Genomic DNA, 21,031 nt, shown 5'->3' on the forward strand with positions numbered 1-21,031 from the left:
CAGCGGTTGGCGGATGCCTGTGCGTTTGGCGTGAGGCACAGAGCCGAATTTGGTGTCGTACGCACAACGGACACAGCAATGGTGGCGTCTCGCGCGTATGCCCGAGAAGGCGATCTTGTTCACGGAACGATTCGACGCATCTGCTCGTAGCCGAGGCGAAAGCCTGTTCGGGAAACTGGCCGATCTTGGGTCGTCCCGTCATTCGAGTGGCGTACGCCCGGATGGTCGGCGTCATCCGATCGACCGACGGCCTCACGCGTGTGCGTGAACGACACTTACCGCAGCGCCGAACGATGCGAGAGTGCGAGTAGGGCGGTCACGATTGGGTCGGCAGCTGCGCGTTGTTCGTGGCTACCGGCACGATGGTAGTCATGTCAAGAGCACCCGGACCTGGGCCGTGATTTCTTCGACGACGTCGTCAATCGTTTTCTCGGCGTTGGTTGTTGCGGCCATCGCGACGAACATGATCGCAGACACTATGTGCGCTGTGAGCGCTGCGCGTTCGGGCTCTACATTGCCGCCACGCGTCAGGACAGAGGCGATCTCGGCCTCCGTCTCCGCGATCAATCCCAACGCGACACCGTGATGCAGCTCCTGCGGGTCACCGAACACGATCTCGCGTAGATACGTGCGACCGTTGTCGACCTGCTTGCGGTTGCACTCGACGACCGGCCGAACAATCGCCATCACCGCGCCCAGCGTGTCCTCGATTACAGATGCCGCCGCGCGACCACGCTCGAGAGCCTCACCGTAGGTCGAGTTCTGCACCAGGAGCAGAAGCTCACCTTTCGTCTTCGCGTACAGGAACAACGTCCCGGTCCCGATGTCTGCCTTCTCGGCGATCTGCTGGGTCGTCACCTCGTCGACCCCACGCTCGGCGAAGAGTTCGCGAGCGGCCGCAGTGATACGGGCCAATTTTTCCTGTTTGTTTCGCTCCCGTCGGCTCACAGGCTCGTGGTGGGGACTGGACATCGACAACCTTTCGAGGAATATTTCTGATCACGCTCAGTTATGAGTATAGTCAACCTTGCCGGACACACTCCCAGGAGCGCACAGCATGCCCACACTCTCCAACTCAGTAATACTCGTCACCGGCGCGAACGGCGGCATCGGAACCCAGCTAGTACGCGATGCCCTCGAACGCGGTGCTCGCAAGGTCTACGCCACCGCCCGTTCACCCCGCGCCTGGGACGACGACCGCATCGTCCCACTGACCCTCGACGTCACCGACTCAACCTCCATCGCCGCCGCAGCGGTGGCCGCACCGGACGCCACCATGCTGATCAACAATGCCGGAGCGATCCCGCCCAGCGCGAGCCTGCTCGACGTCACCGAAGCAGACATCAGGGCGAACTTCGAGACAAATTTCTTCGGCCCCGTGCTCCTCGCCCGCGCATTCGCACCGATCCTCGCTGCACACTCGGGATCTGCACTCGTCGATCTCCATTCGGTCGCGAGCTGGGCAGCGTTCGGAGGTGCGTACAGCGCCTCGAAAGCCGCCCTGTGGTCCGCCACCAACTCGTTGCGACTCGAACTCGCACCCCGCGGTGTCCACGTGACCGGCGTGCACATGGGCTACGTCGACACAGCAATGGCCGCCCACGCCGACGGTCCGAAGTTGACCACAGAAGAACTGGTGCGGTCCGTCTTCGACGCCGTCGAAGCAGATCAATTCGAGGTTGTCGCCGATGACCTCACCGCCGCCGTCAAGGCCGGACTCAGCGGACCCATCGAGGCCATGTACCCCCAATTGCATTCCAGCGAAGCCTGAACAGGAAGTCGATCATGAAAGCGTTAGTCCTCACCAAGTACAAGCAGCCCCTCGAATTGCGCGACGTCGCAGAGCCGACCATCGGCGAGCACGAAGTCCTCGTTCGCGTCGAGGCGGTAGGACTCAACCAACTCGACGAGAAGATCCGACTGGGCGAGTTCAAACAGATCCTCCCGTATTCGCTTCCTCGGACACTCGGCTACGACGTCGCCGGCACCGTCCTGACGGTCGGAGCCAAGGTGCGCACCGTCGTCGCGGGCGACGAGATCTATTCTCGGGTCGGCACCGACCACGTCGGAACACTCGCCGAACGCGTCGCTATCACAGAGACGGACGTGGCGCTTCGACCCACAACAGTCACCACGATCGAAGCCGGGTCGCTCCCGCTCGTCGCTCTCACCGCCTGGCAAGCCCTTATCGAGAAGGGGAACGTACGCAGCGGCCACAAAGTGCTCGTCCACGCAGGTGCCGGCGGCGTCGGCACCATTGCGATCCAACTAGCCAAACACCTCGGGGCGACCGTCGCCACCACCGCCAGCGCAGCGAATGCCGACTTCCTCCACGACCTCGGCGCAGACCTCGTAATCGACTACCGCACCCAGGACTTCGAGACCCTCCTCTCCGGATACGACCTCGTCATCGACAGTCTCGGTGGCGAAAATCTCGAAAAGTCTTTGCGCGTCCTGAAGCCCGGCGGCAAGGCCATCGGCATCGCCGGCCCTCCTGATCCGATCTTCGCACGCGAGGCAGGTCTTAATCCCGTTCTGCGACTTGCTATCGCAGCCCTGAGCCGGAAGATCCGCAGACAGGCCCGAAAGCTCGGCGTGGATTATGAGTTCATGTTCATGCACTCCGACGGTGACCAACTGCGGCGCATCGCAGCCTTGGTCGACGACGGCACCATCCGCCCCGTCGTCGGAGCCACCTACCCCTTCGACGAAACAGCACAGGCCCTGCAATCACTCGGCCGGGGCGGCGTCCGCGGAAAAGCCGTCGTCACCCTCCCCCACAACCAGAAAGCCAGCGACCGATGAGCAACGACAACACCTCGATCATCAGGTCCTACGCACACGCGCCGGTCCGTTCTGTCACCGCAGGCGGCACTACCTACTCGTATCGAGAACTCGGGCCGACAGGCGGCGTCCCCGTCGTGTTCTTCGTCCATCTCGCCGCCAATCTCGACAACTGGGATCCGCGCATCGTCGATCCCATCGCCCAGAACCGGCACGTCATCGCCTTCGACAACACGGGTGTCGGCGCATCCACGGGCAAGGTCCCGGGCACCATCGAAGAAGCCGCCGACGACGCCTACACCTTCATCCGCGCACTCGGCTTCGACACCGTCGACATCTTCTCCTTCTCCCTCGGCGGCATGATCGCCCAGGATCTCACCGTCAAGCATCCCGAACTCGTCCGAAAACTCGTCCTCACCGGAACCGGGCCCCGTGGCGGAGAGAACATCGACAAGGTTGCCGGCGTGACCTACTGGGACATCCTGCGCGCAACACTGACCAGATCGGACCCGAAGGAATTCCTTTTCTTCAACCGCAACGCCACCGGCAAGCGCGCGGGCAAAGCGTTCGTCGAACGCTTGAAAGAGCGCACCCACGACCGCGACAAGGACGTCAGCATCTCGGCGTTCCGCACGCAACTGTCCGCGATCAAGAAATACGGGCGATCGGCACCGTCTGATCTGTCCAAAATCACCCAACCGGTGTTGATTGCCAACGGAGACAACGACCGTATGGTGCCCAGCGTTCTGTCCGAAGACATGCACCGACGCATCGTCGGCAGCGAACTCGTCATCTACCCAGACTCCGGTCATGGCGGCATCTTCCAATTCCACCAGCAGTTCGCACCCCGTGCGGTCGAATTCCTGAATCGCTGACTGTTCTCACTAGGTGACTCTCTTCGAATGGAGCTGCGGCCCTGGCAAATTTCGGTATCGCTCATCGAACCCTGACCCATTCGGACCGACATGTGGGGCGGCATTCTCGACGACCATGATGCCATGGTCGCGAACTCGAGCAACGAGTTGCGACTTCTCTACGCCGATCATCTCGCCGGTAGTCGAAGGTTGCTGGGACGCACACCGAAGATCGCCGCAGACCCCGCACGTGTCACCAAGGCCATCGACCATGCGCTCACGTACTCACGCCCCAAGCGTCTTTACGTCCTCGACACGGTGAGTCAAATCGAAAAGATGGCAATTGCATAACTCCCATGTCTCTTACAGACAGACTGCTGGCCGCACCGACGTCTTCATACACCATCGGAAGTCAGTGACGAACGGCGTCGGGTAGATCGAGAAATGCCGGCTCGACCAACCCCAGCACACCGGTACATGCAACGGGCCTGATGAACCGCAGCAACCCCGAGAGTGCCAGTCACGCCATTGATCAACACCGTCGAGCCGGGTGCGAATCCACCCTTCTTCAACGCCGCGAACGACGTTCCCAGATAACCGAACCGAGCCGCGGTGCGTAGATCGAGATGCTTCGGAAGAACGGCGACATTTCGGTCAGCAGCAACGACGTATTCCGACAGGCCACCCAGTGGGTGCTGGTTCAGCAGCTTCGGGCCGTCCGGTGTCAGTGCGGCGTAACCACGAAGACTGTTGTAGCGACACAGATCCGAGCGGCCCCGACGACACTGGTGGCACGTGTCACACGTGAGGTGGGGGTCTACGTAGACGTGGTCACCCACTTCGAGATTGAGCACGTGCTCACCCACCTGCTCGATGACGCCGGACACGTCGAGACCAAACGCAGCCGGTAGATCAGGCACCGGTGCGGACCCGTCGTTGACGATGGTGAACCTATTCTCAAGAAGTTTTGAGTGTTGTTGCCTGGAAGGGGTTTACGGGACATCCCGTCCGATGTCGTCGCTCTGTGTGAGCAGATAGCGAGCGGTCTGCGGCACGTCCAGCCGCGCTCGGCTACGAAGCCCGGCAAGATCGTGACCGGCAAGCGCATGAAAGTACAACGGGTGCAGGGCCAACTCGACGAAACGGCGAGCCATCGGTGTCGCATCCTCAGGGCTGTCGAACTCGTCGGCTCGGACCAGACATCGGGCGATGCTCGCGACGCACAATCCGAACCCGATCCTGTGACCTTCGAGCGCAATCTCCGGAAACGCTTCCGCCTCTGCCGCAGTCACTCTCATCATCGCAATGCTCTGCTCGGTCAGCGTACGATCGGCCAGCATCAACCCCGTCTCGGTGAGCTTGTCCTGCGTACTGGCGCCCGCCTCTTGTTCGCTGTCGAAGTCCGTATCCCAGGCCACGGACCTCTGCACCACGGCGGCGAACAAGGCACCCTTCGTGGGGTAGCGCGAATACAGACTCGTCTTGCCGGATTTGGCACTCTGGGCGACCTGATGCATCGAGGTGCGCGCAAAACCTCGACTGAGAAACATCGACGCCGCGGCGTCGAGCAAGCGCGTCTCGACCTCACCGGCCTGATCGCGACGAGGCCGGCCACCCCGGTTCGAATGCTGCTGCGCCGCACTCACGCTCGTGCAGCGTGGTGAACCGACGTGTTGATGAAATCCACCATCGGTTTCACGGTGAGAAAAGTCTGCACGACGTCGTCGAGACCGCCGTCCTGCTCGACCTGTTTCCTGGTCAGCGGCCTGTTTGCGCAGAAGCCCTTCATACGCAGGTACTCGATCGCCGGATCGTCGACGTCATAACCATGAGGGGCAACCTTCAAACTGTCCGGTGCCGTGAGCCCTTTCGGGAACATGCGCTGCATCGCCGGGGACTCCGCCACCGAAAGCCAGGCGTCGTACGAGGACGAGATGCGCCCGCGAATGTGGTTGAGAACCTTCGGCTCCGTCACGAAAATGCCACCCCCTGCGTACACGTTGCCGGGTTCGATGTGGAGGTAGTAGGACGCCGAACTTTGCGCTTCACCCACACCGTTTAGCATGATGAACACTTCCGACTTGTACGGCGGTTTGCCTGTGCCGAAACGCATGTCACGGTGAGTCCGCGTCAAATACTTCTTCGGATCGGGGTTGGCGTCCGCAATCGCGGTGTCGAAGCGTCCGGCCTCGTCCAACAGTTCCGATGCCACGTCGGTCAAGTTTCGACGCATCGCCTCGTACTCGTCCCGATGGTCCTCGAACCACTGCTTGTCGTTGTTGGACTTCAGGCCCTTCAGGAAATCGAAGGTTGTCGACGCGATCATGGCTACCTCTTTCTGTTTCAGCCGACACCGAGAGGCGGGCACTCAGACGAGTGTACGCGAAACGGGACAGAGCTGTCCCATTTCGAGTCGGGGATCATGTCTTGTCGGAAGGGGCGGTTACCTTTGTCCCAGATCAACCCTGCTGCAGTCGAAGGGGTTGGACCATCGTCGCCGACACGGGAGAAATTCTTGACGCTTTCCGAACCCATCGAGCCGAGCGATGCGTAGCCGTCCGATCCTGCACGCCGATGCAGACGCATTCTTCGCGTCGGTGGTCATGCGCCGTCGACCTGAACTGACGACTGTGCCGTTTGCCGTCACGGCCCACGTCTACATCGCCAGCGCCAACTACATCGCCCGATCCGCGGGTGTGCGCGGCGGCATGCTCGCGCAAGAAGCGCTCGCCCGGTGCCCCGATCTCGTGTTGATCGAGGTCGACCGCAACGAGGTCGAAGAAGCTAGCCAGGCCCTGTTCGATGTGTTCCACGAGTGCGCAGTTGCGGTGGAACCCGGATCGATGGAAGAAGGGTTCCTCGACGTCGAAGCACCCGACTGGGACGCCGCGCTCACTGCTGCACGCGAAATCCGGCACCGGACGTCGACGGAACTGTCCCTACCGGTCAGCATCGGCATCGGGCGGACGAAACTCGTGGCAAAACTGGCCTCTCGGTCCGCGAAGCCCGACGGATTACGGGTGATCGGCCCCGACGAAGAAGCCCACCTCCGGATTCATCTACCTCTCCGCGCGACGTGGGGTGTCGGTCAACGCTCACTCGAGCGGTTGACCCAACTGGGGATCAGCACACTCGGCGACCTCGACTCCATCTCCCAGGCGACACTCGAATCAGCGTGCGGCGCGGCGATGGGCAGACGTCTGCGCGGCTACCGCGACGGCACCGACGATGCCGAAGTCCGGTCCGTCTCGATGCGCACAACACTGAGCGCGGAGGGCGCCGTTTCGGGCTTCCGGCGTCCCGATCTCGACCCGTCGGAACTGATCGCCACCTGCGTGCAACGCATCTGCGGACGAGCGGTGCGGGCCGGTCTGGTCGGCGACTCCATCACGGTCACCCTCCGTCCGCTGGCCGATGGGTCACCGATCGTGCGACGGGGCTCGATCCCGGATCCCACCGCGGACGAGCACCTGTGGACGATGCACGCACGGGATCTTCTCGATGAGAACCCGATACCGCCACTGCGCGGCGTCGGCGTTACGCTTACCAGACTTCGACCGTCGGATCAGCTGCCCGCCACGCTGTTTTGAGCAGTTCGGTCGACGCCGCCGCGACATCAACACGGCTTCAAGGAGAACACCGACCCGCCACGGAAGAGTCGCGGGCAGCCGGCACGCTCCCGAGAGTGCCCTCAGCCAGAGGCGTCAGTTGCCCCATTGCCACTCAGGCAGAGCGGCTTTCAGCCGGGTACGCGCACAAGCCCTGCAGAGGGCAACTCTGGCACTTCGGTCTACGCGACACGCAGACTTTCATCCCGTGCTGGATCAGCCATTCGTGTGCGTGCGCTTTGTACTCTGCAGGTGTGACGGCATTGAGTTCGTCGGCAACAGCCTCAGCCGTACCGTCCGACACCATTCCCAGCCGGGTGACGACACGATGCACATGCGTGTCTACGGCGATGGAAGGTTCGTCGAATTGAAAGTTCATCATGATGTCGGTGCACTTACGGCCGATCCCCGTCAACGCCAGCAGTTCCTCGCGAGTTTCGGGAACCTGGCCATCGTGCCGCTCGACGATCTGCCGAGCCATGGTCTTGAGATTTACGGTTTTTCGGTTGTAGTGGGCCACCGACCGAATCCGCTCGCGCAGGTCATCATCGTCGATCTCCGCCAGTTCTTCTACGGTGGTGACCTTTTCGTACAAGGCCAACGCCGCTTTGATGGTGCGCGGGCCGGTCGTCATGGTCGAGAGCGCCACCGAGACCAACGCCCGGAACGGCGTGCTGGACAGACCCTCGTTCATCGACTCGTCGTCTGTCTCCTCGAACACCAGGTACGTATCGGAGAGGATGTCGTAGACCGCCGTGATGTCAGAGTTCTTCATCGAGGCGATTGCCGCTCTGGAACCACGACGACGTTGATGAAACCGCCAGGACGAGAGCCCACGAAATCGAACGCATCATTGACATCGGTCAAAGCAAACTCTCGGTTCTCCAGGATCGACAGGTCGATGACACCCGCCGCAATCATCGCGATCATCTCGTCGATCTCACCGGGGCTGAACCAATTCGAGCCGAGCACCGGCACATCCCGGCCCAGGACGTCCAGATATGGCTGAACGATGTCGATGTCGACACCGCCCGCTGCCAACACAGCGTGACCCGCGGTCTTCACTGCAGCCATCAAGGCGTTGGTGCTGTTACCGTCGCCGCCGACACCCAAGCAGTCATACATGACGTCGACGCCGCGACCGTGGGTTCGTTCCAGTGCCCATTCGACCACATCGGTTCCGTCTTCCGACGACGCGGTCTCGACCCTGCCCGGCGCGAGCCTCGATACCTGTTCCAACAGTTCAGGATTGCGACCGACACCGAGGATCTTCGTTGCGCCCATTCCCAAAGCGATTGCGACTGCGGCGACTCCGAGGGTGCCGGTCACTCCATTGACGAGAAGGGTTTGGCCGGGCCCGAACGCACCTCGGCGCAACGCTCCGAAAGAGGTTCCGAGGTAACCGAAACGAGCCGCCGTCAGCAGATCGACCTCATCTGGCAAGGTGGCGATCGTGTAGTCAGGTGCCACCACATACTCGGACAAGCCGCCGACGGGATACTGGTTCATGAGCTGCGCACTGCGCTCGTCACCGGCGAAATACGCACGCAAGCATCCGAACTGGCACATATCGCGGCTACCACGCCGGCAGTCGTGACAGCTTCCGCAGACGAGGTGCGGGTCGACATAGACCCGTTGGCCCACCTCGATCCCGAGAACCTGCTCCCCCACTGCCTCGATGGTTCCCGACACGTCCAAGCCGAAGATCGCGGGCAGCGCCGGCGGGACGAACGGCGTTTTACCATTGACGACGTTGTACGAGTTCGGCACCAAGCCGCACGCGGCGACCTTGACCAACACATCCTTCGGCCCGGGGGTCGGCTTGGTCGCAGTGCCGAGCTCGAAGGGTTCTCCTGGTGCAACCAAGCGGGCAACGTTCATCGAATTCACGTGTACTTCCGTTCTTCAGGGGGGGCTGCGCTCATGCAAGCGGTCGAAGCTTCCGCTACTTCGGTAGGCTTTAAAGTAATAGTACACAGTCGTACGATTATTCAAACCTAAAACTAATGGCAGGATTGGGCGTCCAGCTGATGCGGGTTGGATCGGACGCTTCACGTGGCCGACGAGTACACGAGGGAGGGGCAGCTGATGAGCCCTGCGAGACCGCTGACCGGTGGTGAAGAGAAGGGCGTTCGACCACGACGTGGGCGGCCTCCCGCAGCCGCGGCCGGTGACGTCGAACGGCGAATTCTCGATGCCGCGAGCACTCTGTTCCTCGAGCGCGGCTTCGCCCGTACGACCCTCGACCACGTTGCCGAAACGGCGCAAACAGGCAAGACGACCCTGTACGGGCGATTCGCGACGAAAGAGCTGCTGTTCGCTGCCGTTGTCGCGCGCGACACGCAATCCCTCACCGCACGGATCGGGGCACCACAGTACGACGGACCGAAGCAGAGCAGGCTCGAGCAGGCTGGGATCGAGCTGGCAGACATCACCCTCACCAAGGACAGCATCGCCCTCATGCGAGTTACGTCTGCCGACGCGGAAACCTTTCCGGGCCTCGCGCAGGAAGGCTTCCGCATCGGTTTTTCAGAATGTGCCCGCTACATTGCGCACGCTCTTGCCGACGATGACTCGGATGCAGCGCTCGCTGCAGTATCGGAGGCGGCGAGGCGGTTCGTCGAACTCGCTTTGCACCCGCTGTACATGCACGCATTCTTCGGTGCCGATCTGGCCGGGTTGCGTGCCAGAGCTCGAATCGCGGTGCCTCAGGTCGCGCCTGTCGTGATCGAGATGCTTCCTAAATGAACTGCTCGAGCTGGCCCAAGCCCGCGTGACGTCGTGGAGGAGTTTGCCGAGCCGGACCGGTGCTATCCGCCTCCGACGGAACGCAACGAGATCGCCCCGGAGGGACACCACTGCCGGAGTTGGAAGCTCTCCGTTCCGTCACCCGTTGGCAGCTCGAATTCGCACAGCCCCAACCAATCTCCCTGCGTAGTTTGTATCCACGCATACAAGGAACCCTCGATGACCCCGTCGATCTTCAGGCCGCCGAGTCGGGCTCGGATGGGTAGGTGCTGATAGTGCGGGAAGGGAGTCCGCCCGAACACCTCGCCAACCCTGACGAACACTGGGCGAGGGGGCTCGAGCAACCTGCGCGGCTCAGGGCGCGAACGCGCCTCTCGTTCATCGAACATCGCTTTTCGGCCCCGGCGGCCGCACCCCTGTCCTCGATCTTGCAGTGCCTGAGTCACAGCCCATTGCCGTCGCGGACGACTCGCCCACCAACCCCAACTCAGGTGAGGCAAAAGACCACCTCTTTCGACTGAAACGATACAGCAGCGTCTCATTTCCGCTCACCAGAACATCTCGGATAACGAGGACGGTCGGGGTCGACTGCACCGCGCTCACCGACGCGTCTGCGGTGCAGAACCGTGATTGCTGTGCGCTGGCACACCACGGCGGAGACCGATGTGGTGCCACGCACCTTCCCGTCGCGTCCTGTGTCAGCAACGCTGGTAGGGACAGCGAAACAACAAGCAGTGGAGGACCCGACGCATGGCATCGATGGCAGGCAGAGTCGTACTGATCACCGGCGGCGCGTCCGGGATCGGACTCGAGACCGGACGCCGGCTCGCATCGCAGGGCGCGCACGTGGTGCTGGTGGACCGATCCGAGATTCCCCCATCTGTGACCGAGAGCCTGGACACGAGTGCTCACAGCCGACACCTGGCGCTGCGTGCCGACGTCACTGATTCCGGCTCGCTCGAATCGGCGGTCGCGCAGATACTCTCGGAGTACGGGTGCCTCGACGTCGTGGTGGCCAACGCAGGCATCGCCGAGGCCGGCACCGTGGCCATCAGCGAGATCGAAACGCTCACCCGCATCGTCGACATCAACCTGAGCGGCGTCATCCGCACCGTGCACGCCACCCTGCCTGCGGTGACCGCGCAGCGTGGCTTCTACCTGCTGGTTTCCTCGGCGGCTGCCTTGAAGACTGTGCCGGGCCAGTCCGCCTATGCCGCCGCCAAGACGGGCGTCGAGGCGTTCGGCGGTGGCCTGCGCCTCGAGGTGGCGCATAAGGGTGTCGGTGTCGGGGTCGCGCATCCCGCGTTCGTCCGGACTCCGATGTTCGAGTCGCAGAACAGCATCGAGTCGGTGCGGGCCGGCATCGAGGAACTGCCCTGGCCGTTCGATGTCGTCACCGATGTCGCCGACTGCGCCGACGCGTTCGTCGATGCCATCGTCCGACGCCGCCGGAAGGTGTACGTGCCAGGCGCACTACGTGGCGTCGACAAGATTCGCGGGGTGTTCACCGGCGCCCTGTGGGACGCGATCCTCCGCCCGAAAATGCGGAAGACGGTCCCCGCGCTAGAGCGCGGGATCCTCGAGAGTCGAGCGCGCGATGCGCTCCCGCGTCAGTAGCCACCACGCGAGAACGAGATCGTTTGTCCGGTCGATGTCGAGGCCCGTCAGATCGCCGAAACGCGCTACCCGATTGCGAACGGTGTTGCGGTGCACGAAGAGCGCCGCGGCGGTATCGTCGACGCGCCGATCATGATCCAGGTACGCCGCGACGGTGTCCAGAATCTCGCGACCGGCCTCCCCTCGCTCGGCGACTGCCGTCAGATGTGCGGACGCGAGTAGATCCGCTGCCTCCTCCCCCAACGCGAGGAGAGGAAGAGGACCGAGCGAGGCGAGGTCGACGACACCCGTTCTCGCGAATCGGGTGGCGAGTTCGAGCGCGTGCCGTGCCTGCCCATACGACGCGCGTGCATCCGACGCCGGACGCGCGTCACCCACACCGACTGCGACCGAGGCTATGAGGCGGTCCGACACCGCGGGCAGCAGCGCAACGAGACAGCCGTCGATGACCGCGTCCACCACGTGCAGATCACCTGTACTGCAACGCAATCTGAGCATCGCGCGGATGTCCGACACGAGAGACGTATCGTTCCAGGACACGCACGCGACGGTGTACCGGTGACCGAGATCGATACCGTGCTCTCTGGCATCCTGCTCGACGGACGCGGGAACGTACGACCCTTCGACGAGCTGCCGGATCAGGTCCGCGCGCCGGGTGGCACCTGTGACCGCTCGTTCCTGCATCACCGTGTTCACGGCGGCCGAGTACGACGTGGCCCACTCCCACATCATGTCCTGCATGTCGTCGATGACGTCGGTCGAGAGTCGTTGATCGACAGCGTTGCGCCGGATGATCTTGAACAGCTCACGTGCTCCGAGCTGGATGCTGTGCGCGACGAGTTCGAGTGGGATCTTCTGATCGGCCCACCGCCGAACGAGGTCCACGACGTCGCGCTCGTTCACGGCAGGCGAATCGCTACGCACGCGCCACAGCACGATGTCCAGAACGGCGCGCGTGTTGCGTTGCACCTCGGCGTGCGCGACCGAGTCGTACACCGGAATACTTTTGCGGTACAACGACGTCAGAGCCGACGCGACCGCGTCGAGCTGCAGATCGGCATCGGCGACGAGGGACGCAATGCGCGCTGCGATCTCACGCTCACGCGGCGTACCCGTTCGGTCACTCATCGCGCCGCCTCTCCCACCGCCCTGCCGCTCTGGTTCATGAGGGTCGCACATCCCGAGCCGCGAGCGCACGAATCCGCGGGGCCGCTGCGCGACTCCGAGCCGTGAACAGTGCCGTCGGGAGCGCGGCGCGCAGGACGAGAAGGACGCGGCCGACTCTCGGATACACCATGCGCGAGGACCGCCGTTCCAGCGCGCGCACGATGTGCGGCACGATGTCGTCGACCCGGCTGACCGCACCGAACGGGCCCGGGAGCGCCGCGAGCAGGGCCGCGAATGCCGGCTGCGCCATCTTTCCCGTGACCATCGACGTGTCGATCCAGCCCGGGTGCAGGGAACCTACACTCACTCCGGTGCCACTGAGTTCCAGTCGAAGGGCGTTCGCGAACGCCTCGAGACCTGCCTTGGCTGCGGCATAACCGGAGTGACCGGGCTGATGAGCGAAAGACGCCCACGAGCACGTGAAGGCGATGTAGCCACGCGAGTCCATCACTGCAGGGAGGGCAGCCCGCACAATGTTGTGAGCACCGATCAGATTGATGTCGATCATGCGCTTCCACGCTCCGTCCTGCAGGAGATCGAGCGGACCGTACTCCGACACACCGGCATTGGCCCACACGATGTCGACACGCCCTCGCTCGGCCAGGACAGTATCGATCACACGCCGGCAGGCTCCTTCGTCCCGGACATCGAGCACATGGGTGTCGCATGGGCCCTTCAGCGACCGCGCGGTACGTGCCAGTCCGGCCTCGTCCACGTCCAGCAGGACGACGACGGCACCCAGCTCCGAGCACCGCCGAGCCGTCGCCGAACCGATGCCGCCGGCTGCGCCCGTAACTACGAGAACCAGACCTTCGAGGGTGCTCATGATGTGGCTTTCTTGTGCAAGGGGGGCGGTAGGTCGAGGACCGCAAGCGCGGATTCGGTGATACTTCCGAGGATCAGCTGCGTATCGCGCCGGACCACGCTGGTGACCATCGAGTACTCGGGCGACGCCGACTGGAGGTCGTGCATGACCGCGCCGTCGGGGTCGACAGCGATCACCCACGCCGTGGACTTGCCCTGTCGAACGCTCTCGGGCAGGCGGTATGCGAGCCTTCGAACGATGCCTGGAAGCTGCGCGACACGGTCGTGCAGAGCATTGCGCGGAGTCGCCATCGCCACCCACAGCAGGTCGCCGTCGATCGAGACGTTGTCCGGGAAGGCGGGCATGTTGTCGGCGACGACGCTCGGCGGTCCGGCGTGGCCGTCGACGAGAGGGTATCGAAGCACGGCGAAGTCGCCGGTCGAGACCAGGGTGACGGCGTCCTCGTTGTCCGTCACCGCGAGCCCGTTCGCGAACTGGATGCCGTCGACGAGCGTGCGCGCCGGGCCGCCGGGCGGAAGCACCGCGAGTCGACCCGTCCCGGAGTGCTCGAGGAGATCGGCGAGGAAGTCGTGGAACCCGAACCGCCGCGTCGATACGGTGAAATAGATGTTGCCCGATCGCCCCTGCACAATATTCGACGCGAACGTGATCGGTTCCCCGTCGAGGCGATCCACCAGAACCTCGACCGCGCCGGTATCGAGATCGACGCGGAGAACTCCGCGTTCGGCGTCGCACACCAGGAGCGTCGCGTCGTCGACGACGGTGATGCCAAGTGGTCGGCCTCCCGTGTGCGCGAGAGTCTTCACCGCGTGCGTGGTGTCGTCGATCGTGACGCGGAGAATGCGCCCATCCTCCAGACCGGTGAGCACTCGCCCCCGCGAGTCCAGCCTGACGTCCTCCGGCCCGCGGCCCGGTAGCTCGAGACGTCTGATCGACGCCACTGGCACCGCGCTCGTCGCCCGCCGTGCTCGGGCCGGGGCACTCGGTGGAGTCCACCGGACCGGGCGCAGCCGCGGAGCCATCGTCGGAGCTGGACGGACGACCTCGCTCGGGGGCGCTTCGCCGGCGATCACCGCGGCGACGGCACCGGCCGAACTCCACGGAGCACCGTGTCCCTCACGCGGCAACGGATACGCCGTGGTGCGTGGGCTGGCCGCGCTGTCCGCCATCGCGGCCGGATCCACCCGGCGATCGTCGAGACCGTAGACGAGCGAGATCGGGACAGACAGTCTCGACAGTCGTTCTCCCAACGGTGCTTCGGCCACGTAGTGATCGATCGCCGTCGAGGAGGCGCGAAAGCGACGCAGTCCCGTCGCGACGAGATCCTGCACGGCGGCATCAGGCACCGGCCCACCCGGCGCGAACGCGGACACCAGACCGGCTCGAAGCTTGCTCTTCGGCAGCACCTTCCACACTGCAGCGCCGAGTAGAGGGATGCCGAGGACGGACTCCGAGAATCCTCGTGCGGTCAGCCTGGCCGCCACCGTGGGCGGTGTCGCCACCAGCACGAGACGAGTCACGAGCCCCGGGAACTGTTCGGCCAGCGACGTCGCGACGAGCCCGCCGCGAGAGTGCCCCACCACCACCGCCGGTCCGATGCCCGCAGCACGAACGGCACGGGCGAGCTCGAGAGCGTCCTGCTCGATGGACGCAGTGCCCGCCACTTCGGGAGTGAGGACTGTTCCGCTGAGAATAGGTCTGACTCGATCCCAGATTGCCGGCGATCCACCGAGTCCATGCAGGAGGACGACGGGCTCGCTCATCGCGCCACCGCGCTAGCCCGCACCGTATGCCGATTTGTCTCGAATCGCTGTGCACGCCTTCGGTATCCGAGGATGCTGCCCGGCCAGAGATTGCTGTTTCGGCCGGCAGGGTCCAGATACCAACTCGAGCAGCCACCGCTCGTCCACACCGTTCCGTCGGTGAGGTCGTCGATGTCGGCCGCATACTCGGCTTGCGCCGATGCGGTCGGCTCGATGGAACCTCCCGCGGCCATCGCATGGCGCATCGCCTTCTCGATGTACGCGATCTGCGACTCGAACATCAAGATCACCGACGTGTGGCCCAGCGCGATGTTCGGTCCGTGCATCAGGTACAGGTTCGGGAACCCGGCGACCGTCGTCCCCAGGTAGGCCCGCGGACTGTCGCCCCATGTCTCCGCCATCGATCGGCCGTGCTCGTCGAACACGCTGTCCGTCAACGGAAGTCGACTGGTGTCGAATCCGGTGCCGAAGATGATGGCATCCACCTCGTGTGCGATGCCGTTCGAGTCGACGACCCCGGTGGGCGTCACCGACGCCACGCCTGACGTCTCGACGGACACGTTGGGTTGTGCTAGCGCTGGGTAGTACTCGTCGGAGATGAGGATTCGCTTGCAACCCATGCGGTAGTCCGGCGTCAGCTTGCGTCGGAGAACGGGATCGGCCACCGCATGAGCAAGGTGTGCACGACCTTCGCGTTCCCCGATCTTCATCAGCGCGGGGTGCCGGAAGGCGAGCAATTTCAACTCCCGCTGAAGGTAGATGGCCGCGCGTCCGGCTTGCTGGTACCCCGGAACCGACTTCAGGAGAGTCCGAGTTCGCGAGGAGATGGGCTTGTCCTTGCGCGGCATCACCCACGGAGCGGTGCGCTGGAACACGGTCAGCGACTCCACGAGCGGCTGAATTCTCGGCACGAACTGAATCGCCGAGGCACCAGTACCGACAACGGCGACACGCTTACCCGTGAAATCCATGTGGTGGTTCCACTGCGAGGAGTGGAACATCGGCCCCTCGAAGGAGTCGATCCCGTCGATCGCCGGGAGCGCCGGGTCGGCGAGTGATCCGGTGGCGAGGACGACGTGATCTGCGGTCGACGTTCCTCGCGGCGTCTCCAGCGTCCACCGCGCCGTCGACGCGTCCCACGTCAAAGATGTTACGGGGCATTCCGTCCGGAGTCTGGGCAGCAACCCGTGCTCCCGCGCGACCCGGTCGAGGTACTCACGGATCTCGGCTTGCCGCGCGTAGGTGTGCCGCCAAAGATGGCTGGGGGCGAACGAGAACGAGTAGAGCAGACTCTGGACGTCGCAGGCAGCACCCGGGTAGTCGTTGTCCCGCCACACCCCGCCGAGCGTCGCTGCCCGCTCGAAAATCACGAGGCTGCCCTCGTGCAGCGGTGCCAGCCCGATCGCGGCCCCGATTCCCGCAAAGCCCGAGCCGATGACCGCCAGCGTGTGGTGATCGGGACTTGTGGTGGATCCGGACGATCTCATCACTGATCCTCCTTCTCTGCGTTGTGGTGACGGGAGAATTCCGACCAGTCCGAGACTGCTGACGGGATGTGGTCGGGTAGTACGAACGTGCCGTCGAGATCGAGAATTTGAGCCGGTGTCACCGACGCACCGTTCCTGTCGGTCAGACGGACGGACACGACCGCGGTGGCGTACTCGACGTCGCGGATGTGAAAAACCTGCTCGAAGTACAGGTTCTTGGTGTCGGTTCCGATGAGACGGGTCCGAACGCGATACGAGCGGGGAAAAGTCAGCGAGCGTCGGTACGTGATGGTCTGCGCGGTGACGACGGGGCTCCACCCCCGCGCCCGAAACTGACGCCACAGCCCGGTTCTCGCGTAGTACGAGATGCGGGCCGCGTCCAGCACGGACAGATACCTGCCGTTCGTCATGTGCAGCAAAATATCGAGATCCACCGGAAGAACACGGAACCGCGACTCCAACGGATCACCCACGCGCGCAGCCTTACCGAAGGCACGCATTCGGAACACCCAGCGCAGCATCATGATCACGGCTGATAATCCTCAGTGTCGACGTCTCGAATCGTTCACTCGAGTGTCGGCGGGGCCGAGCGCATGTGCCATGGAGGTCTGAACACAGCGCCACCAGACTTGTTGTGCACACGCCCAGCGGTAGACGAGTCAGGTGTTCGCTGCACTCGTCTCAGTTGCCGCGTGCGATCCAGTCGGCGAGGTGGGGCGATTCGGTGCCGATGGTAGTGGCACCCCCGTGCCCGGTGTACACGATCGTGTCCTCGGGGAGGGAGAAGAGCCGGTCGCGGATCGAGCCGATGATGGTCGGGAAGTCGGAGTACGAACGCCCGGTGGCCCCGGGGCCACCGGAGAAGAGGGTGTCTCCGGAGAACAGGACACCGACCTCGGGGAGGTACAAGCACGCCGATCCGGGGGAATGTCCTGGGGTGTGAATGACCTCGATGTCGGTGCCTGCCAAGGCGATTCGTTGATTGCCGTCGAGGGTCCAATGGGTGGTGTCGGGGTGGGTTTGCTTCCACAGGACGTCGTCGCCGGGGTGCAGCAGAATCGGGGCGTGGAGCTCATGTCCCAGTTCTGGGGCGACTGTGACGTGGTCGTTGTGCCCGTGCGTGCACAGGACGGCGTTGACGTGCCGTCCGCCGACTGCATCGATGATCGGCGCGGCGGTGTGGGCGGCGTCGACGACGACCACATCGGTGTCGTCACCGATGAGGTAGATGTTGTTCTCCACCTCCCAGGTGCCGCCGTCGAGAGCGAACACCCCCGACGTGACGACACGCTCGATGCGTATTCCGCCTGCACTGACGAGTGTTTCCGCGCTCACAGGACCACCACCGATCGAAGGACCTCACCGGCGTGCATGCGGTCGAAGGCTTTTTCGACGTCGCCGAGGTCGATGCGTTCGGTGACGAACTTCTCCAGCGGCAGACGGCCCTGCATGTGCAGGTCCACCAGGGTCGGGAAGTCGCGTTCGGGCAGACAGTCGCCGTACCACGAGGACTTGAGTTGTCCACCGTGGGAGAAGAAGTCGAGCAGCGGCATCTCGATGCGCATGTCCGGGGTGGGGACGCCGACGAGGACGACGGTGCCGGCGAGGTCGCGACTGTGGAACGCCTGCTTCCAGGTTTCCGGACGGCCGACGGCGTCGATGACGACGTCGGCGCCGTGTCCTCCGGTGAGGTCCTTGACGGCGTCGATCGGGGCGGTGTGCGAGGCGTTGACGGTGTGCGTGGCGCCGAGCTCCTTGGCCCAGGCGAGCTTGGTGTCGTCGCGGTCGACAGCGATGATGATCGATGCTCCGGCCAAGGCTGCTCCGGCGATGGCGGCGTCGCCCACTCCGCCGCACCCGATCACCGCGACGGAGTCCCCTCGACCGATGTTGCCGGTGTTCATTGCGGCACCGAGGCCTGCCATGACACCGCAGCCGAGGAGCCCGACGACAGCGGGGTCGGCGGTGGGATCGACCTTGGTGCACTGTCCTTCGTGGACGAGAGTCTTGTCGGCGAACGAGCCGATCCCGAGAGCGGGGGTGAGTTCGGTGCCGTCGGTGAGGGTCATTCTCTTGGAGGCATTGTGGGTGTCGAAGCAGTACCAGGGGCGGCCGCGCTTGCACGCGCGGCATTCTCCGCAGACCGCACGCCAATTCAAGACGACGAAGTCGCCGACAGAAACATGGGTGACTTCGTCACCGATGGTCTCGACGATCCCGGCGGCCTCGTGGCCGAGCAGAAACGGGAATTCGTCGTTGATCCCGCCGTCTCGGTAGGTGAGGTCGGTATGACACACCCCGCACGCCTGGATGGTAACGACGACGTCGTGGGGGCCGGGGTCGGGAATGACGATGTCGACGAGTTCGACGACGGCATCTTTGCTCCGTGCGATGACGCCGCGGACAGTTTCGGGCATGTGTGAAATCTACTTTCTCGACTTTGGGCGATGGGGATCGATCGGTGTCAGGCGAGCGAGTGCTACACCAGTGGTGCGCCGACGTAGTTCTCAGCGATAAGTGTGCGGCCGGCTTCGGACCCGGTGACGACATCGAGTTCGGCGATCTGGCGCTGGATGTCGAATCGCGATGCGTCGGGCATGGTGTGCAACATCGACGACATCCACCACGAGAAGTGCTGCGCGCGCCAGATTCTCGGCATGACAGCGGCGGTGTATCCATCGAGACCGTCACGGTTCCCAGTGGAAAAGTACGAACTCATGGCCCTGGACAGCATCCACACGTCGGCGATGGCGAGGTTCATCCCTTTGGCACCAGTTGGGGGAACTGTGTGCGCCGAGTCGCCCGCGAGGAACAGTCGACCGTGCTGCATGGGCTCGCAGACGAAGCTGCGAAAGCCGAGGACGGTCTTGGAAAAGATGCGACCTTCTTTGACTTCGGCTCCGTCTCCATCAACCCTGCGGTGCAACTCCTCCCAGATCCTCTCGTCCGGCCATCGGTCGACGCTGTCATTCGGGTCGACCTGCAGATAGTGCCGCTGTACATCCGGCGTTCTTGTGCTGCACAGCGCGAATCCGCGCTCGTGATGGGCGTAGATGAGTTCCTCGGAGGTTTGCGGCGCTTCGGCGAGGATACCGAACCATGCGAACGGGTACTTCTTGAAGTGATCAGTTCGAACCGCGGGGGCAGGAATGAGCTCTCTTGTCCCCGTTCTTGATCCATCACATCCGGTGACGAGGCTGCAGTGCACCGATTGAGCGTGCCCGTCGCTGTCGATGAAGTCGATGTGGGGGCTCTCGCCGGTGTGACCATGCACCTCGACCTCGGAGACACCGAACCTGATGTCGCCACCGTCCGATAGGCGCCGCGCGATCAAGTCTTTGATGACCTCGTGCTGCGGGTAGACCGTGACCGCGCGTCCATCGGTGAGAGACTCGAAGTCGATGCGACGACCTTCACCGGCGAAACGAAACTCGACACCGGTGTGTACGAACCCTTCTCGCCCGAGGCGGTCCCCGAGACCGGTATCGACCATCAGGTCCACGGTGTTCTGCTCGAGCACCCCTGCTCGAATCGTTCCTTCGACTTCGTCGCGGCTTCGCGATTCGAGCACTATGGAGTCGATACCGTCCAGATGCAGCAGATGCGCGAGCATCAATCCGGCGGGTCCACCGCCGACGATGCCGACCTGGGTTCGCAGTGCGGGCTTGTTCACCTTGTTCTCCCTCACGTAGTGACCGGGCCGGAAGTTGACCGCACCCGAGGTGAAACTCACTGTCCGCGTCCGCGTGCAGCAGTGCCCAATCACTTTCCACTGATCGGAAGGGCGATATCCGGCGTGCTCAGCCAGGTCCGCCTCGACGCGCGGCCGACAAGCGCACGGGTGCCGATCGGGTCGTATAGCTCGACTACTCCCCGACGACCGGGAGCAGCAGGGCGATCCGCAGCTTCGAGTCGATAGTCGCTCCCAACTCAGCGGTCTGATCGAGCAACGGGCCCAGTCGGCGGGCTTTGTCGTTGGCACCCGTGAGCGTGCGAGCGATGTTTGCCGCCGGCAGCGCTGCGGCGGCAGCCTGATCGGTAGCGCTACGGCCCGCGTCGACGATGCCCACCAAGGGTGGCCGGGCGTCGGTGAGGGCAGTTCCCAAGCTGCTGAGCTGCCCTGCCAGTGTCCCGAGCGTGGCTTCGGCTGTGGTGAGGGAGTCGAGGATGGCGACCA

The 21,031-nt window shown here is 63.8% G+C and carries 21 protein-coding genes and 1 pseudogene; 7 read left to right on the top strand and 15 right to left on the bottom strand.

The features are described from left to right. Positions 1–369: 369 nt before the first annotated feature. The gene (locus A2J03_RS02390) at positions 370–972 is read right to left on the bottom strand and encodes a TetR/AcrR family transcriptional regulator (RefSeq protein WP_068369235.1); all 603 of its coding nucleotides are present in this window, start codon (positions 970–972) and stop codon (positions 370–372) included. 85 nt (positions 973–1,057) lie between these two features. Here A2J03_RS02390 and A2J03_RS02395 point away from each other — a divergent pair, with 85 nt between their 5' ends. The 4 genes from A2J03_RS02395 to A2J03_RS02410 all read left to right on the top strand — a co-directional run bounded on the left by A2J03_RS02395 (position 1,058) and on the right by A2J03_RS02410 (position 3,989). Next, positions 1,058–1,771 carry an SDR family oxidoreductase gene (locus A2J03_RS02395; RefSeq protein ID WP_068369238.1) on the top strand — a complete coding sequence of 238 codons (714 nt, stop codon included), beginning with the start codon at positions 1,058–1,060 and terminating at the stop codon, positions 1,769–1,771. 14 nt (positions 1,772–1,785) lie between these two features. Next, entirely contained in the window at positions 1,786–2,805 is a 1,020-nt protein-coding gene (locus tag A2J03_RS02400) for an NADP-dependent oxidoreductase (protein ID WP_068369241.1), read from the top strand. Continuing rightward, positions 2,802–3,659: an alpha/beta fold hydrolase gene (locus A2J03_RS02405; protein ID WP_068369244.1), complete on the top strand. Its 858-nt coding sequence runs from the start codon at positions 2,802–2,804 to the stop codon at positions 3,657–3,659. The genes A2J03_RS02400 and A2J03_RS02405 overlap by 4 nt, the downstream gene beginning before the upstream one ends. A 123-nt stretch (positions 3,660–3,782) precedes the next feature. After that, positions 3,783–3,989 (top strand): hypothetical protein, encoded by a 207-nt coding sequence (locus A2J03_RS02410; RefSeq protein ID WP_156520153.1) that lies wholly within the window; start codon positions 3,783–3,785, stop codon positions 3,987–3,989. A gap of 44 nt (positions 3,990–4,033) precedes the next feature. Here A2J03_RS02410 and A2J03_RS02415 read toward each other — a convergent pair whose 3' ends face one another. The 3 genes from A2J03_RS02415 to A2J03_RS02425 are packed head-to-tail and all read right to left on the bottom strand — an operon-like array spanning position 4,034 to position 5,964. Further along, positions 4,034–4,582 carry an alcohol dehydrogenase catalytic domain-containing protein gene (locus A2J03_RS02415; protein WP_082897536.1) on the bottom strand — a complete coding sequence of 183 codons (549 nt, stop codon included), beginning with the start codon at positions 4,580–4,582 and terminating at the stop codon, positions 4,034–4,036. Between the two features lie 48 nt (positions 4,583–4,630). After that, positions 4,631–5,284 (bottom strand): TetR/AcrR family transcriptional regulator, encoded by a 654-nt coding sequence (locus tag A2J03_RS02420; protein ID WP_068369252.1) that lies wholly within the window; start codon positions 5,282–5,284, stop codon positions 4,631–4,633. Further along, positions 5,281–5,964 carry a DUF2461 domain-containing protein gene (locus A2J03_RS02425; protein WP_068369255.1) on the bottom strand — a complete coding sequence of 228 codons (684 nt, stop codon included), beginning with the start codon at positions 5,962–5,964 and terminating at the stop codon, positions 5,281–5,283. The genes A2J03_RS02420 and A2J03_RS02425 overlap by 4 nt, the downstream gene beginning before the upstream one ends. A 220-nt stretch (positions 5,965–6,184) precedes the next feature. Between A2J03_RS02425 and A2J03_RS02430 the strand changes: the two genes are divergently transcribed. Beyond that, positions 6,185–7,228: a Y-family DNA polymerase gene (locus A2J03_RS02430; protein WP_068369258.1), complete on the top strand. Its 1,044-nt coding sequence runs from the start codon at positions 6,185–6,187 to the stop codon at positions 7,226–7,228. Between the two features lie 133 nt (positions 7,229–7,361). Here the strand turns inward: A2J03_RS02430 and A2J03_RS02435 are convergent, their stop codons facing one another. Continuing rightward, complete coding sequence (locus A2J03_RS02435) at positions 7,362–8,021, bottom strand: endonuclease III domain-containing protein (protein WP_068369261.1); 660 nt, start codon at positions 8,019–8,021, stop codon at positions 7,362–7,364. Then, positions 8,018–9,127: an alcohol dehydrogenase catalytic domain-containing protein gene (locus A2J03_RS02440; RefSeq protein WP_068369264.1), complete on the bottom strand. Its 1,110-nt coding sequence runs from the start codon at positions 9,125–9,127 to the stop codon at positions 8,018–8,020. Before A2J03_RS02440 ends, A2J03_RS02435 begins: the two co-directional genes overlap by 4 nt. 207 nt (positions 9,128–9,334) lie before the next feature. On the opposite strand from A2J03_RS02440, the gene A2J03_RS02445 reads away from it, so the two are divergent. Together A2J03_RS02445 and A2J03_RS02455 are read left to right on the top strand one after the other, a co-directional pair. After that, on the top strand, positions 9,335–9,994 hold the full coding sequence (locus tag A2J03_RS02445) for a TetR/AcrR family transcriptional regulator (protein WP_156520155.1): 660 nt from the start codon (positions 9,335–9,337) through the stop codon (positions 9,992–9,994). 750 nt (positions 9,995–10,744) lie between these two features. Beyond that, positions 10,745–11,611 carry an SDR family NAD(P)-dependent oxidoreductase gene (locus A2J03_RS02455; protein WP_068369271.1) on the top strand — a complete coding sequence of 289 codons (867 nt, stop codon included), beginning with the start codon at positions 10,745–10,747 and terminating at the stop codon, positions 11,609–11,611. On the opposite strand, the gene A2J03_RS02460 is transcribed toward A2J03_RS02455, so the two are convergent. The 9 genes and pseudogenes from A2J03_RS02460 to A2J03_RS30855 all read right to left on the bottom strand — a co-directional run. Next, positions 11,558–12,739 carry a PucR family transcriptional regulator gene (locus tag A2J03_RS02460; protein ID WP_068369274.1) on the bottom strand — a complete coding sequence of 394 codons (1,182 nt, stop codon included), beginning with the start codon at positions 12,737–12,739 and terminating at the stop codon, positions 11,558–11,560. The genes A2J03_RS02455 and A2J03_RS02460 overlap by 54 nt on opposite strands. A gap of 34 nt (positions 12,740–12,773) precedes the next feature. Continuing rightward, positions 12,774–13,604 carry an SDR family NAD(P)-dependent oxidoreductase gene (locus A2J03_RS02465; protein ID WP_068369276.1) on the bottom strand — a complete coding sequence of 277 codons (831 nt, stop codon included), beginning with the start codon at positions 13,602–13,604 and terminating at the stop codon, positions 12,774–12,776. After that, the gene (locus tag A2J03_RS29645; RefSeq protein WP_082897538.1) at positions 13,601–15,367 is read right to left on the bottom strand and encodes an alpha/beta fold hydrolase; all 1,767 of its coding nucleotides are present in this window, start codon (positions 15,365–15,367) and stop codon (positions 13,601–13,603) included. The genes A2J03_RS02465 and A2J03_RS29645 overlap by 4 nt, the downstream gene beginning before the upstream one ends. Continuing rightward, the gene (locus A2J03_RS02475) at positions 15,364–16,854 is read right to left on the bottom strand and encodes a flavin-containing monooxygenase (RefSeq protein WP_068369277.1); all 1,491 of its coding nucleotides are present in this window, start codon (positions 16,852–16,854) and stop codon (positions 15,364–15,366) included. The genes A2J03_RS29645 and A2J03_RS02475 overlap by 4 nt, the downstream gene beginning before the upstream one ends. After that, complete coding sequence (locus tag A2J03_RS02480; protein ID WP_231912329.1) at positions 16,854–17,378, bottom strand: thioesterase family protein; 525 nt, start codon at positions 17,376–17,378, stop codon at positions 16,854–16,856. The genes A2J03_RS02475 and A2J03_RS02480 overlap by 1 nt, the downstream gene beginning before the upstream one ends. A 157-nt stretch (positions 17,379–17,535) precedes the next feature. Then, a complete protein-coding gene (locus A2J03_RS02485) occupies positions 17,536–18,189 on the bottom strand; it encodes an MBL fold metallo-hydrolase (RefSeq protein WP_068369280.1) in 654 nt (217 codons plus the stop codon). After that, complete coding sequence (locus A2J03_RS02490; RefSeq protein ID WP_068369283.1) at positions 18,186–19,271, bottom strand: S-(hydroxymethyl)mycothiol dehydrogenase; 1,086 nt, start codon at positions 19,269–19,271, stop codon at positions 18,186–18,188. Before A2J03_RS02490 ends, A2J03_RS02485 begins: the two co-directional genes overlap by 4 nt. A gap of 62 nt (positions 19,272–19,333) precedes the next feature. After that, the gene (locus A2J03_RS02495) at positions 19,334–20,512 is read right to left on the bottom strand and encodes a 4-hydroxybenzoate 3-monooxygenase (protein WP_082897540.1); all 1,179 of its coding nucleotides are present in this window, start codon (positions 20,510–20,512) and stop codon (positions 19,334–19,336) included. Between the two features lie 208 nt (positions 20,513–20,720). Next, a pseudogene (locus A2J03_RS30855) lies at positions 20,721–21,031 on the bottom strand (hypothetical protein); the annotation flags it as partial.

It is taken from the genome of Rhodococcus sp. EPR-157, from assembly GCF_001647195.1.
GTDB lineage: Bacteria > Actinomycetota > Actinomycetes > Mycobacteriales > Mycobacteriaceae > Rhodococcoides.

Bases quoted from the DNA above. Each gene is read 5' to 3' on its own strand.
- A2J03_RS02395 (WP_068369238.1), top strand. From the start codon at position 1,058: ATGCCCACACTCTCCAACTCAGTAATACTCGTCACCGGCGCGAACGGC.
- A2J03_RS02455 (WP_068369271.1), top strand. From the start codon at position 10,745: ATGGCATCGATGGCAGGCAGAGTCGTACTGATCACCGGCGGCGCGTCC.
- A2J03_RS02425 (WP_068369255.1), bottom strand. From the start codon at position 5,964: ATGATCGCGTCGACAACCTTCGATTTCCTGAAGGGCCTGAAGTCCAAC.
- A2J03_RS02490 (WP_068369283.1), bottom strand. From the start codon at position 19,271: ATGCCCGAAACTGTCCGCGGCGTCATCGCACGGAGCAAAGATGCCGTC.
- A2J03_RS02460 (WP_068369274.1), bottom strand. From the start codon at position 12,739: ATGAGTGACCGAACGGGTACGCCGCGTGAGCGTGAGATCGCAGCGCGC.
- A2J03_RS29645 (WP_082897538.1), bottom strand. From the start codon at position 15,367: ATGAGCGAGCCCGTCGTCCTCCTGCATGGACTCGGTGGATCGCCGGCA.
- A2J03_RS02400 (WP_068369241.1), top strand. From the start codon at position 1,786: ATGAAAGCGTTAGTCCTCACCAAGTACAAGCAGCCCCTCGAATTGCGC.
- A2J03_RS02480 (WP_231912329.1), bottom strand. From the start codon at position 17,378: ATGATGCTGCGCTGGGTGTTCCGAATGCGTGCCTTCGGTAAGGCTGCG.
- A2J03_RS02390 (WP_068369235.1), bottom strand. From the start codon at position 972: ATGTCCAGTCCCCACCACGAGCCTGTGAGCCGACGGGAGCGAAACAAA.
- A2J03_RS02410 (WP_156520153.1), top strand. From the start codon at position 3,783: ATGGTCGCGAACTCGAGCAACGAGTTGCGACTTCTCTACGCCGATCAT.
- A2J03_RS02435 (WP_068369261.1), bottom strand. From the start codon at position 8,021: ATGAAGAACTCTGACATCACGGCGGTCTACGACATCCTCTCCGATACG.
- A2J03_RS02475 (WP_068369277.1), bottom strand. From the start codon at position 16,854: ATGAGATCGTCCGGATCCACCACAAGTCCCGATCACCACACGCTGGCG.
- A2J03_RS02405 (WP_068369244.1), top strand. From the start codon at position 2,802: ATGAGCAACGACAACACCTCGATCATCAGGTCCTACGCACACGCGCCG.
- A2J03_RS02445 (WP_156520155.1), top strand. From the start codon at position 9,335: ATGAGCCCTGCGAGACCGCTGACCGGTGGTGAAGAGAAGGGCGTTCGA.
- A2J03_RS02440 (WP_068369264.1), bottom strand. From the start codon at position 9,127: ATGAACGTTGCCCGCTTGGTTGCACCAGGAGAACCCTTCGAGCTCGGC.
- A2J03_RS02430 (WP_068369258.1), top strand. From the start codon at position 6,185: ATGCGTAGCCGTCCGATCCTGCACGCCGATGCAGACGCATTCTTCGCG.
- A2J03_RS02465 (WP_068369276.1), bottom strand. From the start codon at position 13,604: ATGAGCACCCTCGAAGGTCTGGTTCTCGTAGTTACGGGCGCAGCCGGC.